At 31.8% G+C, this 15,858-nt stretch carries 15 protein-coding genes; 6 read left to right on the plus strand and 9 right to left on the minus strand.

Annotation, left to right across the window (positions count from 1 at the left end):
* Positions 1–102: 102 nt before the first annotated feature.
* Entirely contained in the window at positions 103–1,080 is a 978-nt protein-coding gene (gene meaB / locus ACTS9J_RS00470; RefSeq protein WP_125349934.1) for a methylmalonyl Co-A mutase-associated GTPase MeaB, read from the plus strand.
* 59 nt (positions 1,081–1,139) lie between these two features.
* Here the strand turns inward: meaB and ACTS9J_RS00475 are convergent, their stop codons facing one another.
* Together ACTS9J_RS00475 and ACTS9J_RS00480 are read right to left on the minus strand one after the other, a co-directional pair.
* Complete coding sequence (locus ACTS9J_RS00475) at positions 1,140–1,862, minus strand: GLPGLI family protein (RefSeq protein ID WP_313303889.1); 723 nt, start codon at positions 1,860–1,862, stop codon at positions 1,140–1,142.
* A gap of 84 nt (positions 1,863–1,946) precedes the next feature.
* On the minus strand, positions 1,947–2,789 hold the full coding sequence (locus ACTS9J_RS00480; RefSeq protein ID WP_312355095.1) for a siderophore-interacting protein: 843 nt from the start codon (positions 2,787–2,789) through the stop codon (positions 1,947–1,949).
* A gap of 176 nt (positions 2,790–2,965) precedes the next feature.
* Here ACTS9J_RS00480 and ACTS9J_RS00485 point away from each other — a divergent pair, with 176 nt between their 5' ends.
* The gene (locus tag ACTS9J_RS00485; RefSeq protein ID WP_416410384.1) at positions 2,966–3,721 is read left to right on the plus strand and encodes a tyrosine-protein phosphatase; all 756 of its coding nucleotides are present in this window, start codon (positions 2,966–2,968) and stop codon (positions 3,719–3,721) included.
* A 28-nt stretch (positions 3,722–3,749) separates the two neighbouring features.
* Here the strand turns inward: ACTS9J_RS00485 and ACTS9J_RS00490 are convergent, their stop codons facing one another.
* The 4 genes from ACTS9J_RS00490 to ACTS9J_RS00505 are packed head-to-tail and all read right to left on the minus strand — an operon-like array spanning position 3,750 to position 9,533.
* Positions 3,750–5,684 carry a heavy metal translocating P-type ATPase gene (locus ACTS9J_RS00490; RefSeq protein WP_291051881.1) on the minus strand — a complete coding sequence of 645 codons (1,935 nt, stop codon included), beginning with the start codon at positions 5,682–5,684 and terminating at the stop codon, positions 3,750–3,752.
* Positions 5,685–5,741: 57 nt separating this feature from the next.
* The gene (locus ACTS9J_RS00495) at positions 5,742–6,158 is read right to left on the minus strand and encodes a Fur family transcriptional regulator (RefSeq protein WP_219034962.1); all 417 of its coding nucleotides are present in this window, start codon (positions 6,156–6,158) and stop codon (positions 5,742–5,744) included.
* A gap of 49 nt (positions 6,159–6,207) precedes the next feature.
* Complete coding sequence (locus tag ACTS9J_RS00500) at positions 6,208–6,801, minus strand: FEKKY domain-containing protein (RefSeq protein ID WP_219034963.1); 594 nt, start codon at positions 6,799–6,801, stop codon at positions 6,208–6,210.
* A complete protein-coding gene (locus ACTS9J_RS00505) occupies positions 6,801–9,533 on the minus strand; it encodes a GH92 family glycosyl hydrolase (protein WP_448352685.1) in 2,733 nt (910 codons plus the stop codon). The genes ACTS9J_RS00500 and ACTS9J_RS00505 overlap by 1 nt, the downstream gene beginning before the upstream one ends.
* Before the next feature lie 89 nt (positions 9,534–9,622).
* On the opposite strand from ACTS9J_RS00505, the gene ACTS9J_RS00510 reads away from it, so the two are divergent.
* Genes ACTS9J_RS00510 through ACTS9J_RS00520 form a run of 3 tightly spaced genes read left to right on the plus strand, consistent with a single transcriptional unit; the run spans position 9,623 to position 12,441 of the window.
* The gene (locus ACTS9J_RS00510) at positions 9,623–10,624 is read left to right on the plus strand and encodes an isoaspartyl peptidase/L-asparaginase family protein (RefSeq protein ID WP_448352686.1); all 1,002 of its coding nucleotides are present in this window, start codon (positions 9,623–9,625) and stop codon (positions 10,622–10,624) included.
* The gene (locus ACTS9J_RS00515; RefSeq protein WP_221854122.1) at positions 10,621–11,298 is read left to right on the plus strand and encodes a copper homeostasis protein CutC; all 678 of its coding nucleotides are present in this window, start codon (positions 10,621–10,623) and stop codon (positions 11,296–11,298) included. Before ACTS9J_RS00510 ends, ACTS9J_RS00515 begins: the two co-directional genes overlap by 4 nt.
* Before the next feature lie 18 nt (positions 11,299–11,316).
* Positions 11,317–12,441 carry a DNA polymerase III subunit gene (locus ACTS9J_RS00520; RefSeq protein ID WP_448352687.1) on the plus strand — a complete coding sequence of 375 codons (1,125 nt, stop codon included), beginning with the start codon at positions 11,317–11,319 and terminating at the stop codon, positions 12,439–12,441.
* Positions 12,442–12,496: 55 nt separating this feature from the next.
* Here the strand turns inward: ACTS9J_RS00520 and ACTS9J_RS00525 are convergent, their stop codons facing one another.
* Complete coding sequence (locus tag ACTS9J_RS00525) at positions 12,497–12,751, minus strand: hypothetical protein (RefSeq protein WP_038334756.1); 255 nt, start codon at positions 12,749–12,751, stop codon at positions 12,497–12,499.
* 331 nt (positions 12,752–13,082) lie between these two features.
* On the opposite strand from ACTS9J_RS00525, the gene serS reads away from it, so the two are divergent.
* Positions 13,083–14,351 carry a serine--tRNA ligase gene (gene serS / locus ACTS9J_RS00530; RefSeq protein WP_038334750.1) on the plus strand — a complete coding sequence of 423 codons (1,269 nt, stop codon included), beginning with the start codon at positions 13,083–13,085 and terminating at the stop codon, positions 14,349–14,351.
* A 68-nt stretch (positions 14,352–14,419) separates the two neighbouring features.
* Here serS and rfbD read toward each other — a convergent pair whose 3' ends face one another.
* Together rfbD and ACTS9J_RS00540 are read right to left on the minus strand one after the other, a co-directional pair.
* Positions 14,420–15,274, minus strand: a complete 855-nt coding sequence (gene rfbD, locus ACTS9J_RS00535; RefSeq protein ID WP_038334743.1) for a dTDP-4-dehydrorhamnose reductase — start codon at positions 15,272–15,274, stop codon at positions 14,420–14,422.
* 54 nt (positions 15,275–15,328) lie between these two features.
* Positions 15,329–15,844: an OmpH family outer membrane protein gene (locus ACTS9J_RS00540; protein ID WP_114998374.1), complete on the minus strand. Its 516-nt coding sequence runs from the start codon at positions 15,842–15,844 to the stop codon at positions 15,329–15,331.
* Between the last annotated feature and the right edge of the window lie 14 nt (positions 15,845–15,858).

Consider the following 15,858-nt stretch of genomic DNA (forward strand, 5'->3'; position numbering starts at 1 on the left):
TATACCAATCAATGCAAGAGCTATATAAAATACATTCACAAATTTCGATTGTATTTTTTTATTCTTAATTAAGACTTTATCTTTAATCTAAGATTGTGTCTTATGCGAAAAATTGACCCCGAAATACTTGCTCAAAAAATAAAAGAAGGCGATCGTTTTGCCTTATCAAGAGCTATTACACTAGCCGAAAGCAATCGTTTAGACGATTTGAAATTAGCGCAACATATCATTAGTTTATTACCTGTTTCCAAAACTTCAAAAAGAATTGCCATTACAGGAATTCCCGGTGTTGGTAAAAGTACTTTTATCGAATCTTTGGGGAAATATATTCTAAGTAAAGGTGAAAAAGTAGCGATTTTAGCAATTGATCCAAGTAGTTCCCTTTCAAAAGGAAGTATTTTAGGCGACAAAACACGCATGGAGGACTTATCGCGAGAAGAGAATGCTTATATACGTCCAAGCGCTTCTAACGGTTCTTTAGGTGGTGTTACCTCACGTACATATGAAGCAATTTTATTATGCGAAGCAGCAGGGTTTGAAAATATTTTGATTGAAACTGTCGGTGTTGGACAATCTGAAACCTTAGTAAATGAAATTTCAGATCTCTTCTTATTTCTTCAACTTCCGGGTTCTGGAGATGATTTACAAGGAATAAAACGAGGAATTATGGAAATGGCTGATTTAATTTTTGTCAATAAATCAGATTCGTTTCAAGAAAAATTAGTGAAAGATGCAAAATTGGATATTGTTCGTTCATTGCAATTTTTACCAACCAAATCTTCTCAATGGAAAAGAAAATCAATTATCGGTTCTGGATTAATCGGAAAAGGAATTCCTGAACTTTGGGAATTGGTCAATGATTATTTCAATTTTATTAATGAAAATAATTATTACGCATCAAACCGAGAAAAACAACAGCTTAATCAAGCGGAACGCTACACAATTGATTTGATTAATCAACAATTTTTAAAATTACTTAAGGAACACCCACTAGAATTAAGCAAAAATTTATCTGCATTCGAAATGGCAAAAGATTGGTTGAATAACCACACTGAAATTGATGAATTTCTTAATAAGTAAGTTTACGATTATTGAATCAAAATAACAAAAAAACGGCTCAAAATTGAGCCGTTTTTTTGTTAATCATCTTTATCAACTCCTGTTTTTTTGTTGATATTTTCTTGTATTTTTTGATAATATTCTTTCTCAATTTTATCAAATTCTGATGTCGAAATTACTTTTCCTTTCGTTGGTTTTTGTAGTTTCAGCTTATCGTCAATCGAAATTGATTCTAACTTATAAGTTGTATATTGATTTTCATCTTTCAAAGAAGTTTTCTTCAATTCTAATAATAATCCTGGCAAACCATTGTATTCATCTGGTCCACATTTTGATTTTATCGAAGGAACATACCACGCTTCTATGTTGAAATTAGCGTCAACAGCTACTGCTTTTCGTACATCATAACCTTTTATTTTTTTGGATTCTCGCGTAATACTCCATTTATAAGTTGCAATGGAATCAGAGATATTATACAATTTGGAATCCATTTCTCTCATGATTATTTTTGAATTCGTATCGAAATCATAAAAGCTTTCCAAATCTTTAAAACCACCTAAAACTTTCATCGAATATTTTGGTCCTTGTGAATTATCAATTCGTTCTATTTCTTGTGAAAGACATTGATTTGCATCGACAGAAAGAGCAATATATTTTGGTTTCGAAAACATTTCCTCTCTTAATCTTTTCGATTCTGGATTCGGATCATTCAAATTAATAAAATTCCGTCTTTCATATTCTACTTTAAATTTTTCTTGACCAAAAACTGAAACTGAAAACAACAACAATAAGATATACTTCATTTTAATGCAATTAGAAATTTAAAGATAACAAAAAAAGCTTCACCATTTCTGATAAAGCTTTTTGATTAAATATCCCTCTTGTTTTTAGAAAACTCTTACCAACAATTCTTGTTCTATTTTATCGTGACAATTTTCTAATGCATTTTTCTCTGCTTTTCCTGCTTTCCAATGCGATGTACAATAAAATTCGTCTTTTTTCCATTCTAAATCATCTTTAAAAAATGATTTTATTTCCTTTACAGATTTAGATTCCCCCGCAACATAAGCAAATCGTTTTCCGTCTTTGCGCTTCGGAAATTTCTGATTTTTTGTCAAACTATATAAAGCTGTTCCGCTTCCTACATTTTGATTAACAATCCATTTAAATTCTAAATTTGCTTTCGTTTCAATTTGGTGAATATCATCTTCTGTTGGGACTTCCACACAAACAATTCCGTTTGTTTTAGCAGGAAGCGACTCTATAATTGCTGAAATTACAGGCAAGCCTGTTAAATCTGCAGCCAAGAAAATGAAATCTGTTTTTGGAGCCAAATCTTTCTTTTTTGACTTCATCGAAACTCCAATCATATCTCCAACTTTCGCCTCATTTGCCCAACGCGATCCTGGACCATTCAATCCATGATTTGCAATATCAATCACAATCACATTGTTTTTTGCATCAATATCGCGCAACGTATAGGTACGAGAAACTGGTTTAAATTTTTCTGATGGCGAAATCCATTTTTGATTCTCTTCATCATACTCAGCGTAGTGAATATCACGGATCCCAAGCGGTGGAAAAAGTAATTTACATGTTCCGCCCAACGTTGTATCCTTAAAAAAAGATACATCATCATTTTCCAAATGAACGCGAATAAGATGTGGTGTCACAAATTCTTTCTTTTTTAAGATGAACTTCTCCTTCGCAATTTTCACTTTATCTCCCATCAGATTATTTAGATTTATTCTAATTCTATGCGAATATAAAGTAAATTTAGATTGAATAAGAATAATAAAATGTTAAAGTAAAAAGTTATACTTTTTTTAATACGATTTTAATATGATAACTAAATAATTAACCTTAACTTTTACATATTAAAAATAACCTAAAAAACGAACAGAAAATGGAAAATACTTTATGCGAAATCTCGCTCGAACAAAGAACTCTTCCACTTGAAGGCGGATTTAATTGCAGAGATTTAGGTGGAATAATTAACACAAAAAATGAAGTCATTAGAAAAGGATTGTTAATTCGATCTGATGATTTAGCAAATTTGACAGATGATGATTTGGAGATTTTAAACGATTTTCCAATTCGAACAATTATTGATTTACGCACGACTTACGAACGTTTAAAAAATCAAGATCGCATTCCAAATAGTTGTAATCACGAAGTTCATTTGGATATTTCTTCTGGACATTTCGAAAATTTAGTGAAACAATTCAAAGCTGGAATTTCAAATCCGAAAGAATTTATGTGTAAAATCTACGAGGATTTTGTTTTAGATAAAACATGTCAAACGCAATACAAAAGCTTTTTTGATATTATTCAACATAAAAATAGAACGCCAATTTTATTTCATTGTACTGCAGGAAAAGATCGAACTGGATTTGCAACAGCAATGATTTTATCTGCTTTGAAAGTCGATTTAGATACAATTATGGATGATTACTTGGCTTCTAATATCTTTTTGGAACAAAAATATGCACACATCTTAAAGATCGATCCGAATTATAAATATCTAATTGATGTTTTACCTGAATATTTGGAAAGCTCTTATGAAGCGATTAATAAGAATTTTGGTTCAGTCGAAAATTATTTAACTGATATTTTAAAGGTTGATTTAGATTTGATGAAAGATTTATACATAAAAAAATAAGCGATCAATTGATCGCTTTATTTTTTATCTAAAATTTCATTCGTTGAATTCGAACAGCATTCAAAATTGCTAATAAAGCAACACCTACATCTGCAAAAACAGCTTCCCACATATTGGCAATTCCTTCTGCTCCAAGGAAAAGCACGATAATTTTAACGCCCATTGCTAAAATGATATTCTGAATCACAATCTTTTTTGTTTCACGACCAATTTTTATCGCCGTTGCAATTTTAGAAGGTTGATCGGTTTGGATTACAACATCTGCAGTTTCTATCGCAGCATCGCTTCCAAGTCCACCCATCGCAATTCCGACATCAGAAAGCGCTAGAACAGGCGCATCATTGATTCCATCACCTACGAAAGCCACCACTTGATTTTGATCTTTTTTCAATGCTTCAACTTTCTCTACTTTTCCTTCTGGTAACAATCCACCAAAAGCTTCATCAACACCAACTTCTTTTGCAACTTTTTGCGTAATGGTATTTTTATCTCCACTCAACATAATCGTTTTCGAAACACCTAAAGCTTTCATTTTCTGAATTGCTTGTTGCGCATCTTCCTTGATTTTATCAGCAATTGTAATATATCCTGCATATTTTTCATCAACTGCAACCACCACAATACTTTCTACAATATCATGAATTTCTTGTGGATATTGAATCGAGAAATGATCTAATAATTTAGTATTTCCAGCTAAAACTATTTTTCCATCAACTTTTCCTTTCAAACCTTTTCCAGAAATTTCTTCCACTTCTATCGCTTTCAATTCTGAAGGATGACTTGCCACAATCGCTTTCGCAATTGGATGCGTAGATTGCTTTTCTAAAGCCGAAACAAGATTTAAAAAATCGTTTTCAGGAAGATTAGTTTCAATTTTTTGAACTTCGAAAACGCCTTCCGTCATTGTTCCTGTTTTATCCATCACAACTGTGTTTACTTTCGCCATTAAATCTAAAAAGTTAGAACCTTTTACTAAAATTCCGTTGCGTGAAGCTGCTCCAATTCCACCAAAATAACCCAATGGAACCGAAATAACTAATGCACAAGGACAAGAAACAACCAAGAAAACTAAACCTCTGTATAACCAATCATTAAAATCGTAATTATCAACAAAGAAATAAGGAGTAATCACCAAAGCAGCCGCTAAAAAGAAAACAATTGGCGTATATATTTTTGCAAATTTTCGGATAAATAATTCAGTTGGAGCTTTGCGAGAAGCTGCATCTTGAACCATTTGTAAAATTTTTGCAATCGAACTATCTTCAAATTTTTTCGTCGTTTGAATTTCAATTACATTTTCAAGATTTAACATTCCTGCCAAAACAGTTTCTCCTATTTTATACGTTGAAGGTTTACTTTCTCCCGTCAAAGCCGCAGTATTAAAACTTCCTTTATCTGAAATCATAATTCCATCTAACGGAACTTTTTCCCCAACTTTTACCTGAATTGTTTCTCCAATTACCACATCTTGTGGTTTTATTGTTTCGAAATTACCATTTCGTAAAACATGCGCTGTGTCTGGACGAACATCTAATAAGGCTTTAATATTTCCTTTTGCCTTATTAACCGCCGCTTCTTGGAACATTTCGCCAATTGTATAAAACAACATTACCGCTACACCTTCTGGATATTCGCCAATAATGAAAGCACCTAAAGTCGCAATTCCCATCAACGAAAATTCATTGAAGAAATCTAGCTTTTTAGCTAATTTAAAGGCTTCTCCCCAAACAGGAAATGCTACTATAATATAAGAAATGCCAAACCATATCAAACGAATAATTTGATTATCAACAAACCAAGTTGGTTTTAAAACATATTGAACAAAAATTCCGGCAAAGAAAATAGCTAAACTGGCACCTAATAAAATTTTACTATTATTGTGTTCGTGGTCATGACCTTCGTGATTGTGATTATGAGTATCTTTATGTTCGTCATTTGACGTACTACAACAAGCTTTAGACATAATTAAAAATTTATATTTCAAAATTATAAAGTTGTTGCTGCAATCTGGTTGCAAAGTTTAGGATTTACATTGATCGCATATTCCTTTTAAGATAAAAGAAGATTGTTCGACTTCGAAATTTTTGGGTAGATTGATTTCTGGCAAATGAATATTTCTCAAACAAAACGTCTGATTACAATTGTTACAATGAAAATGAGCATGCGTAAACTCAGGCGTACATTTGCAACTCGACTCACAAAGCGCATATTTTATAGAACCCGTTCCGTCCTCTATGGAATGAATTAATTTATTTTCTTCAAACGTTTTTAATGTTCTATAAATCGTAACGCGATCTGCTTGATCCATCTCAATTTCTAAATCAGCTAAACTTAATGCAACGTCAGTTTTCATCAATTTATCTAAAACCAACAAACGCATCGCTGTTGGATTGATAGAACGATTCTGTAATGCTTTGTTTAAAATTTCTGTTTGCATTTTCTTCGATTTCGAATATAAAGTTACGAAAAAGTTAACTAAAGTTTAGTTAATAAAGTTTTTCCTTTTTTATTGCATCTAATTCTTTTTGCATTCGTTTCTTCCAATCTTTACCATTACGTTTTTCAAGATAAGGCTTTACAGTTTCTTCATATTTTAGTTCTAATTTATCATGTTTAAAATCTAAAACTCCAATATTTATATAATCTACTCCATATTTATTGTGAATACTGTCAATTTTAGCATAGGTTTCAGAACTAAATTCTGGTAAAGGAAATCCTCCTGAATGAAGAAAAATAATTTTATCATTTTTAATATCTTCTTTTGCTCTTTCTATGTATTCTTTTTCTTCCTTTTTTAATTTAATTATGTCATTTATAAATACTCCAATTATAATCATAAAAAAAACTGAAGTTAAAACTAAATTAACATTAATCAACTTACTGTATTTAAACAAACTAATTAAACTTGAGAAAATAATTATTCCAATAAGAATGTAAATAATTTCATGATATTCGGTTTGATAATAAATATCCCAAAAAGTATAATTTGAAGAACTATGTATCCAACAAAAATTTATTATTGGAAATAAAAGTATTAATCCAATAACGATTAAATTAAAAACAATTAACTTTTTATTCACTATTTCACTGTTATTTCATCTACAAAAATATACGACTTTCCTTGAAAAGGTTCTGCTAAATGACCTTTTGGGAAAGCACCATAATTTGTTGCTTTTACTTTGATGTAACGTGCTTTTTCTTCTTTAAACTGAATTTTCCATGAATCAGAAAACACGTTATTATCAAATGCATCAACTTGTTTTTCTAACATTCCAACCAATTTAAAATTCTGATTATCTTTCGATGTATAGACTTCTAATTTTGTAGGTAAGACAATCCAAGAACGAGAATCTTGCAAGAAATTCATGACAACCGAAGAAACGGATTTCGTTTTTTTCATGTCAACAATTGCATCAAAATTTTGATCATATCCACCTGCATGATATTGCGGTGTGTAGGTAGAATTCAACTGAATTGTATAATCATTTGGTTTCTTAGTAAATGTTCCAGAAATTGTTTTACTTTTCTTTCCATTCACTTCCACAAAAGAAGAAATTGTAGTTGTTTCTTTGATTGAAATTGGTTTTTTATAGATTTCAGCTTTTTTACCATTCACAGAAACATAAATTTTCGCATTTGGTTCAGAAGATTTTACTTCAACATTCATTTTATTTTGAAATGATCTGTCTTCAGCAATCAAAACTGGAACCGTTACAATTTTTTCACTTTCAGAAATAGGTTTAACCTCTCTATCTTTCAAGAATTCAAATCCTAAAAATTGATTTTCTTTGTAATTATTTTTCGTGATTATACGCTTCGTTCCATCTTCTAGATTAATCGTGATTTCATCAAAATACGGCTCAACAGTCGTCCACATTCCCGAACCTGGCGTAACGCTATAAATTCCCATCGAAGCCAAAACGTACCACGCGCTCATCTGCCCACAATCTTCATTTCCAATCAATCCATCTGGCGAGTTTTTGTAATGTTCATTCAAAATTTTATGAACCAATTCTTTTGTTTTTTCTGGCTTATCAATGTAATTGTACAAAAAAGCCACGTGATGACTTGGCTCATTTCCTTGCGCATATTGCCCAATAAGTCCCGTAACATCCACTTGCTCTCGACCTGTTGTTTCTGATGGTGCATTAAATAATTCATCTAATTTTGCATCAAAACCATCTTTTCCACCATAAAAATCAATCATTCCATTAATATCTTGCGGTGCAAAAAACGTGTATTGCCAACCATTCGCCTCTGTGTAATTATTGTTTACTTCACGCGGATCAAAAGGCTTTAGCCAACCTCCATTTTTCTTTGGCTGAATAAATTTTGTCTCATGATTGAATAAATTCTTCCAATATTGAGAACGTTCGATAAAGTAATTATAATCGTCGTGTTTATTTAAAATCAATGCCATTTGCGCAATACACCAATCATCGTACGCATATTCTAATGTTTTAGAAACTGATTCATGTTCATCGTCAATCGAAATAAATCCGTTTTGTTTGTAAGCTTTCAATCCCAAATGATCTAACATTGCCGAATGTTTTGCTGCTTCATAAGCTTTCTCATAATCAAAGCCTTTGAAACCTTTTACCATTGCATCAGCAATCACAGAAACCGAGTGATAACCAATCATACAATAGGTTTCGTTACTTGCTAATTCCCAAACAGGTAAACGTCCACCTTGTTCGTAATGCTTGATAAATGTGTTAATAAAATCAATCGTTCTTCTCTTCTCAATCAACGTATACAAAGGATGCGCCGCACGAAAAGTATCCCAAAGCGAGAAAACCGAATAATAATCGAAGTTATTTGCCAAATGAATTTGATCGTCCATTCCACGATAATTTCCATTCAAATCTTGCGAAATATTTGGTTGCATCATCGTGTGATACATCGCTGTATAAAAAATAGTTAGTTTATTCTTATCTGAAGATTTCACTTCAATCTTCGATAATTCTTTGTCCCAAGCTTTTTCAGCAGCGGCTTTCGTTTTAGAAAAATCAAAAGTTGTTAATTCTTTGCTATTAACATCCGTTCCATTATATCCAGTTGTAGATAAGGTCACTTTTACCATAATCTTCTCACCTTTCTTTACCTTTTTACCAAAAGCCAAGGCAATTTCATTTCCTTTGAATGTTTTAGATGTAATATTTCCGTCTTTTGAAGCAGTTAATTTCATCGGAACATTAAATTCTATTTTGGCAAAAATCTTTTGATTCTTCGCCCACTCTTCCGAATTTCTGTAAACATAAAGTGTTTTAGCGTCTACAATTTTCACTTCTCCATCAACTAATTTATCACGATGATTAAGATCTAAAATGATCTTTGCATCACCTGCTTTATTAAAAGTATACTCATGCAAACCAACGCGAGTTGTCGTTGTTAATCGGACATTGACATTATATTTATCTAACAAAACTTGATAATATCCTGCTGTAGCTTTTTCATTTTTATGCGAAAATTTAGAACCATAATCAGCTTGAATAAATCCTTTCTGATTAAGCGTTGGCATCAACATAATGTCACCATAATCAGAAACTCCAGTTCCATTTAGATGTGTATGTGAAAAACCATAAATAAAATCATCTGAATAATGATAACCACCACAACCATCCCAACTTCCATCAATTCGAGTATCTGGAGAAAGTTGAACCATTCCGAATGGTAAAGTCGCTCCAGGAAATGTATGTCCATGTCCACCTGTTCCAATAAACGGATTAACATATTGTGCATAATTATTTTTCTGAGCAAAAATTAATGATGAAAACATCATCAGAATAAATGATAGTAAAGTTGATCTCATTAGTTTTTAGTGTTTTGATTGACAGAAATTCTGTTATACAATAATATGGATTATATTTGTTTTAACACAATTTAGAAATCGATTAACACATGAGTAATAGAAGAAATTTCATAAAAAATCTTGGAGCTTTAGGCTTACTTTTAGGTACAACAAAACTTGATCTTAATGCGCAAACTACATCTAAAAGATCAACTACTTCAACAAAAATCAATAAACCAATTGTTCTTTCTACTTGGCGTTTTGGAATTGAAGCTAATGCCGAAGCTTGGAAAGTTTTAGGTAATAATGGAACAGCTTTAGATGCTGTAGAGCAAGGCGTAAAATTGGTCGAAGCTGATCCAAATGAACGAAGTGTTGGTTATGGTGGACGTCCTGATCGCGATGGAAAAGTAACTTTAGATACATGTATTATGGACGATCAAGCAAATATTGGTTCTGTTGCTAGTTTAGAGTATATCAAACATCCAATTTCTGTTGCGCGAAAGGTAATGGAAGATACACCACACGTGATGTTAGTTGGAAATGGTGCACTTCAATTTGCGTTGGAAAAAGGCTTCAAAAAAGAGAATTTATTAACTGATGTTTCCGAAAAAGAGTGGAAAGAATGGTTGAAAGATACTAATTATCAGATGCCTATCAATATCGAAAATCATGATACAATTGGAATGATTGCCTTAGATTCCTATGGAAATCTTTCTGGAGCTTGTACTACGAGCGGAATGGCGTACAAAATGCACGGACGTGTTGGTGATTCACCAATTATCGGCGCAGGTTTATATGTTGATAACGAAATTGGTGCAGCAACCGCTACTGGTCATGGTGAAGAAGTGATTCGTATTGCGGGAAGTCATTTGGTTGTGGAGTTGATGCGTCAAGGTTATTCGCCAGAAAATGCATGTAAGGAGGCTGTTCATCGAATCATTAAATTAACAAAATCGCGTAAAAAAGATTTATCGGCGATTCAAGTTGGTTTTATTGCAATTAACAAACAAGGCGAATATGGTTCATATTGTATTCATCCTGGCTTTAACTTTGCGGTTTATGATGAAACTGGAAATCGTTTAATTGACGGAAAATCTATTACAAAATGAAAAAAATAGAAATTGCTTGCTTTAATTTAGAATCAGCTTTAGTTGCAGCAAAATCAAATGCAGATAGAATCGAGTTATGTGCTGATGTTTCAACAGGCGGAATTACACCTAGTTTTGAAGATATCAAAACATTAAGAAAAGAAACAGATAAAGAAATTATGGTGATGATTCGCCCTCGTGATGGAGACTTTTGTTATTCTGATGAAGAATTTGAACAAATGAAATCTGAAATCATCATGATTAAAAATTTTAGAATTGATGGTTTTGTTTTTGGAATTTTGAATGAAGATAACGAAATCGATTTTGAACGAAATCATGAATTAATTGAACTTGCAAAACCTTTTCCTTGTACTTTTCATCGCGCTTTTGACAGAACTTCTGATGCCGAAAATTCACTTCAAATCGTGATTGATTTAGGATTCAAAACTATTTTAACTTCTGGTTTAGATAGTAATGTTTATGATGGAAAACGTGAATTAAAAAACCTTGTTAAAAAAGCAGAAAATCAAATCACAATTATGCCTGGAGGTGGTTTGCGCTCAACAAATATTGAAGAAATTGATTCATATACAAACGCTACTTACTTTCATTCATCAGCGATGATTGATGATTCTGGAATTGCTAATTTAGAAGAAATCAATCGATTAAAAAGTATGATAAATTCTGAAAAATAAAAATAGTAACTTTGGACTATGCTTTGGGAAAATATAATTGGACAACAGGAGATTAAAAACAAGCTTCAACAATCTATAAAAGATGGTCGTATAAGTCATGCTCAGCTTTTTTCTGGTCCAGAAGGTTCGGGAACTTTGGCTTTGGCAATTGCTTATGCACGTGAAGTTTTGTGTGGTTTGAATAACGAACAATGCAATCTGAAAGTTGATAAATTACAACATCCCGATTTACATTTTTCTTTTCCTTATTCAGCAACAGAAAGTGTAAAAAAGCCACTTGCTAAGTATTTATTAAACGATTGGCGAACTTTTGTAGACGAAAATGTCTATGGAAATTTAACGGATTGGATGTCTCATCTTGGTATTGAGAAAAAACAAGGCGTTATTCCTGTTGATGAAGCGGATGAAATCGTCAAAACATTAGCGCTAAATAGTTACGAAGGAGGCTATAAAATCATGATTATTTGGCAAGCTGAGGAAATGACTACTGCAGCTGCAAATAAATTGTTGAAAATAATTGAAGAACCGCCTCAAAAAACACTTTTTTTATTGGTAACAGAACGTGAAGATTTGATTCTACAAACTATTACTTCTCGTTGTCAATTGGTTAAAATTCCTCGTTTATCGCAATCGGATATAAAGAATTATCTAATTGAGAAGAAAAATATTAATCCAGAAAAAGCGCAACATATCGCTTTTTTATCGCAAGGAAATGTACGAGAAGCGTTGCATCAATTGAATGATGACGAACATTTAATCGATAAGTATTTTGTGACTTGGGTTCGAAAAGCCTTTATGGCAGCCAAAACGCCAACCGTTTTAAAAGATTTGATTGATTGGTCGAATCAAATTGCAAGTTGGTCGAGAAGTGAACAAAAAGATTTTTTGAATTATTGTTCAGAGATTTTTCGTCAAGCTTTGTTAAAAACGTATCAATCTGATGATTTAGTTTTTTTACAAATTAATGCAGAAGGTTTTAAATGGCAAGGTTTTGCGCCTTTTATACATGGAGCTAATATCGAAGATATTTTAAATGAAATTAATGAAGCGTCGTATCATATCGAGCGAAATGGTAATTCTAAAATTATACTTTTAGATTTATCTATCAAGTTAACTCGCTATTTACATCGAAAAACAGCATAAAAAAACCACTTATCTAATAAGTGGTTTCTTTATATGATCTGAATGTTATTTCAAATTATTTTGCTGGAGCTTCAGTAGCTGGAGCTACTTCCTTAGCTGCACCTTCAACTTTAGTTGCTAAAGAATCAGTTTTTTCTACTAAAGAATCAGTTTTAGCTGCTAAAGAATCAGTTTGAGCTGCTAAAGAGTCAGTTTGAGTTGCTAAAGAGTCAGTTGTATTTTCTACTGCTTCTTCTGCTTTTTTCTCACCACAAGATACTGCTCCTAAAGATAAAGCTGCTACTGCAACTACTGCGAAAAATTTTTTCATTGTTTTATTGTTTTAATTATTAATAATTTTCGATTAATTTTCTTTGACAAATGTATTTCGAAACGTAAACAACAGCATGTAAAATCAATGTAATATAATTGTATTAATCAATTCTCAATAAATAAAATTTAAACTATTGATTTTTAATCAATTATAAATAGTTTTACAATTTTTGAATATTTTTTGTAAAAAACATTGTGTCAATTATTTATCTAATGAAGACAGTTAAATTTAAAAATTAATTGATTTTGATTAATTTTTGATCCTAAATCATTTAATCTTTATTCTAAAAAATTAATTATTTATACATTTGTATAAATTTAATAAAAGTATGCTAGTAGTTTCTTACATTCAAGAAAACAAAGATCGTGTAATTGAAGGACTTAAAAAACGTAACTTCAAACAATTAGATCTTGTTGATGAAGTTTTAAATGTGGATGAACTTCGTCGTAAAACACAATTTGAATTAGATAATGTATTAGCTGAATCCAACAAATTAGCAAAAGAAATTGGTAATTTGTTTAAAGATGGAAGATCGGAAGAGGCTAATGAATTAAAAAACAAAACGGTTGATTTAAAAACTCAATCAAAAGAGTTACAAGATTTATTATCGTCTTACGAAACATCCGTTAAAGATATTTTGTATCAAATCCCGAATATTCCGAACGAAATCGTAAAAGCAGGAAAAGATGCTGATGATAATGAAATCGTTTTTGAACACGGAGATGCAACTGCAAAACCAAACAATTTGCCACACTGGGAAGTTGCTAAGAAATTTAACATCATTGATTTTGAATTAGGTGTTAAAATTACCGGAGCTGGTTTCCCTGTTTACAAAGGAAAAGGTGCTCGTTTGCAACGTGCTTTAACACAATTTTTCTTAGATAAAAATTCTGATGCTGGCTATACAGAAATTGTTCCTCCCTTCGTTGTGAATGAGGCTTCTGGTTATGGAACTGGACAGTTACCAGACAAAGAAGGACAAATGTATTATATTGGAGAAGATGATTTGTACTTGATTCCTACTGCGGAAGTTCCTGTGACGAATATTTACCGTGATACAATTGTAAAAGCAGAAGATTTACCAATTACGTTGACTGCATATTCACCATGTTTCCGTCGTGAAGCGGGTTCTTATGGAAAAGATGTTAGAGGATTAAATCGTTTACACCAATTTGAGAAAGTTGAGATTGTACGTATCGAAAAACCAGAAAATTCTTACGCTGCTTTAGACGGAATGATTGAGCACGTAAAAGGAATTTTAGAAGATTTAGAATTACCATACCGTATTTTAAGACTTTGTGGTGGTGATACAGGATTTACATCTGCAATTACATACGATTTTGAAGTTTTCTCTGAAGCGCAAGAAAAATGGTTAGAAGTTTCATCTGTATCTAATTTTGAGACTTTCCAAGCGAATCGTTTGAAATTACGTTACAAAGATGAAAACGGAACTCAATTAGCACATAGTTTAAATGGTTCTGCTTTGGCTTTACCACGTATTTTAGCCTCAATTTTAGAGAATCACCAACAAGCTGATGGAACAGTAAAAATTCCGAAAGCGTTGCAACCTTATACTCGTTTTGAGATTTTAGATTAATCAATAATCTGTCAGATAAATAAAAGCTCGAGAATTTCTCGAGCTTTTTTATGTTATTAAAATTGAAACTAAATCAGGTGTTTCAATTCTTTTTTCAAACTATCTTCCCAAGTCGGAATATCAAATTGATAAACTTCTTTTATTTTCGATTTATCCAATAAACTATACGCAGGACGTTTCGCTTTTGTCGGATAAGCTGAAGTTGGAACAGGATTAATTTCGATTGTTGAATTAGACAATTCTTTAATTTTTTGCGCAAATTCAAACCAAGAACATTTTCCTTCATTCGAATAATTAAAAATTCCATAGGTTAAATCATCTTTCAAAATAATCGTTAAGATTACATCAGCCAAATCAATTGCATTTGTTGGCGAACCAATTTGATCTGCTACAACAGAGATCGAATCTTTGTCATTAAACAACCTAAGCATCGTTTTAACGAAATTATTTCCAAATCGAGAATAAACCCAAGCTGTGCGTAAAATAATCGTTTTAGAATTGTTTTCTAATGCTAAATTTTCGCCATCTAATTTTGTTTGACCATACACCCCTATAGGATTTGTTTGATCTGTTTCTAGACGAGGTTGAGCTTCAGTTCCATCAAATACATAATCTGTCGAAACGTGAATAAAAGGAATTCCTTTTTGATTCGTGATTTTTGCTAAAAATTCTGTTGCTTTTGCGTTTACTAAATAAGCATTCTCTTGATCATCTTCAGCTTTATCAACCGCTGTATAAGCTGCACAATTGACAACAAAATCGAATGATTTATCTTCGAAATAATGATTAATTAATTCTTCATTCGTAATATCTAATTCATTTCGAGTGACAAAAAAACATTCAATTTCCTTGTAGTTTTTTGATTGCTCTAAAATCGATTGACCTAACTGACCATTCGCTCCGGTAACTAAAATTCTTTTCATATATAAAAAAAGCCACTAAAATAGTGGCTTGAAGGTATTATTAATATCTTAAAATTATAATCCTAATTCTTTTTTAACGTCATTTAATAAGTCGTATCCTCCAGCTTTGTAAACTAAAACACCTGCAGGTAAAACATATTTAACTCCTTTTTTTGCAGCAGCAGCATTAATTGCATCCATTACTCTTTTCTCGATTGGATCCATTAAAGCTTTCTCTTTTGCTTGCATTTCATCTTGAGCAGCTTTTGCATACGTTTCGTATTTCTTTTGCATTTCTTGCTCTTTCTCTTGGTATTTGTTCGCTGCAATTAATTTTTGAGCCTCTTCTTGAGATTTACCAGCTAAATCTTTTTGAGCAGTTTCCATAAAAGTTTTATAGTCTGCTTGTAATTTTGCGATAGCATCTTCGTGTTTTTTACCTAATGCTTGTAAATCAGCCTCTGCTTTTTTGTAAGCTGGCATTGATTCAATTACTGCTTGCGTATCAATATGTGCAATTTCTTGAGCGAAAGATAAAACGCTTCCGAAAACCATCATTGTAAATACTGCTATCAATCTAATTTGTTTCATTTCTAGTCTAATTT

Source organism: Empedobacter sp. ULE_I140 (assembly GCF_053482575.1).

What these genes read in the sequence shown, in the direction of transcription:
- meaB (WP_125349934.1), top strand. Translation starts at nt 103, where the DNA reads ATGCGAAAAATTGACCCCGAAATACTTGCTCAAAAAATAAAAGAAGGC.
- ACTS9J_RS00475 (WP_313303889.1), bottom strand. Translation starts at nt 1,862, where the DNA reads ATGAAGTATATCTTATTGTTGTTGTTTTCAGTTTCAGTTTTTGGTCAA.
- ACTS9J_RS00480 (WP_312355095.1), bottom strand. Translation starts at nt 2,789, where the DNA reads ATGGGAGATAAAGTGAAAATTGCGAAGGAGAAGTTCATCTTAAAAAAG.
- ACTS9J_RS00485 (WP_416410384.1), top strand. Translation starts at nt 2,966, where the DNA reads ATGGAAAATACTTTATGCGAAATCTCGCTCGAACAAAGAACTCTTCCA.
- ACTS9J_RS00490 (WP_291051881.1), bottom strand. Translation starts at nt 5,684, where the DNA reads ATGTCTAAAGCTTGTTGTAGTACGTCAAATGACGAACATAAAGATACT.
- ACTS9J_RS00495 (WP_219034962.1), bottom strand. Translation starts at nt 6,158, where the DNA reads ATGCAAACAGAAATTTTAAACAAAGCATTACAGAATCGTTCTATCAAT.
- ACTS9J_RS00505 (WP_448352685.1), bottom strand. Translation starts at nt 9,533, where the DNA reads ATGAGATCAACTTTACTATCATTTATTCTGATGATGTTTTCATCATTA.
- ACTS9J_RS00510 (WP_448352686.1), top strand. Translation starts at nt 9,623, where the DNA reads ATGAGTAATAGAAGAAATTTCATAAAAAATCTTGGAGCTTTAGGCTTA.
- ACTS9J_RS00515 (WP_221854122.1), top strand. Translation starts at nt 10,621, where the DNA reads ATGAAAAAAATAGAAATTGCTTGCTTTAATTTAGAATCAGCTTTAGTT.
- ACTS9J_RS00520 (WP_448352687.1), top strand. Translation starts at nt 11,317, where the DNA reads ATGCTTTGGGAAAATATAATTGGACAACAGGAGATTAAAAACAAGCTT.
- ACTS9J_RS00525 (WP_038334756.1), bottom strand. Translation starts at nt 12,751, where the DNA reads ATGAAAAAATTTTTCGCAGTAGTTGCAGTAGCAGCTTTATCTTTAGGA.
- serS (WP_038334750.1), top strand. Translation starts at nt 13,083, where the DNA reads ATGCTAGTAGTTTCTTACATTCAAGAAAACAAAGATCGTGTAATTGAA.
- rfbD (WP_038334743.1), bottom strand. Translation starts at nt 15,274, where the DNA reads ATGAAAAGAATTTTAGTTACCGGAGCGAATGGTCAGTTAGGTCAATCG.
- ACTS9J_RS00540 (WP_114998374.1), bottom strand. Translation starts at nt 15,844, where the DNA reads ATGAAACAAATTAGATTGATAGCAGTATTTACAATGATGGTTTTCGGA.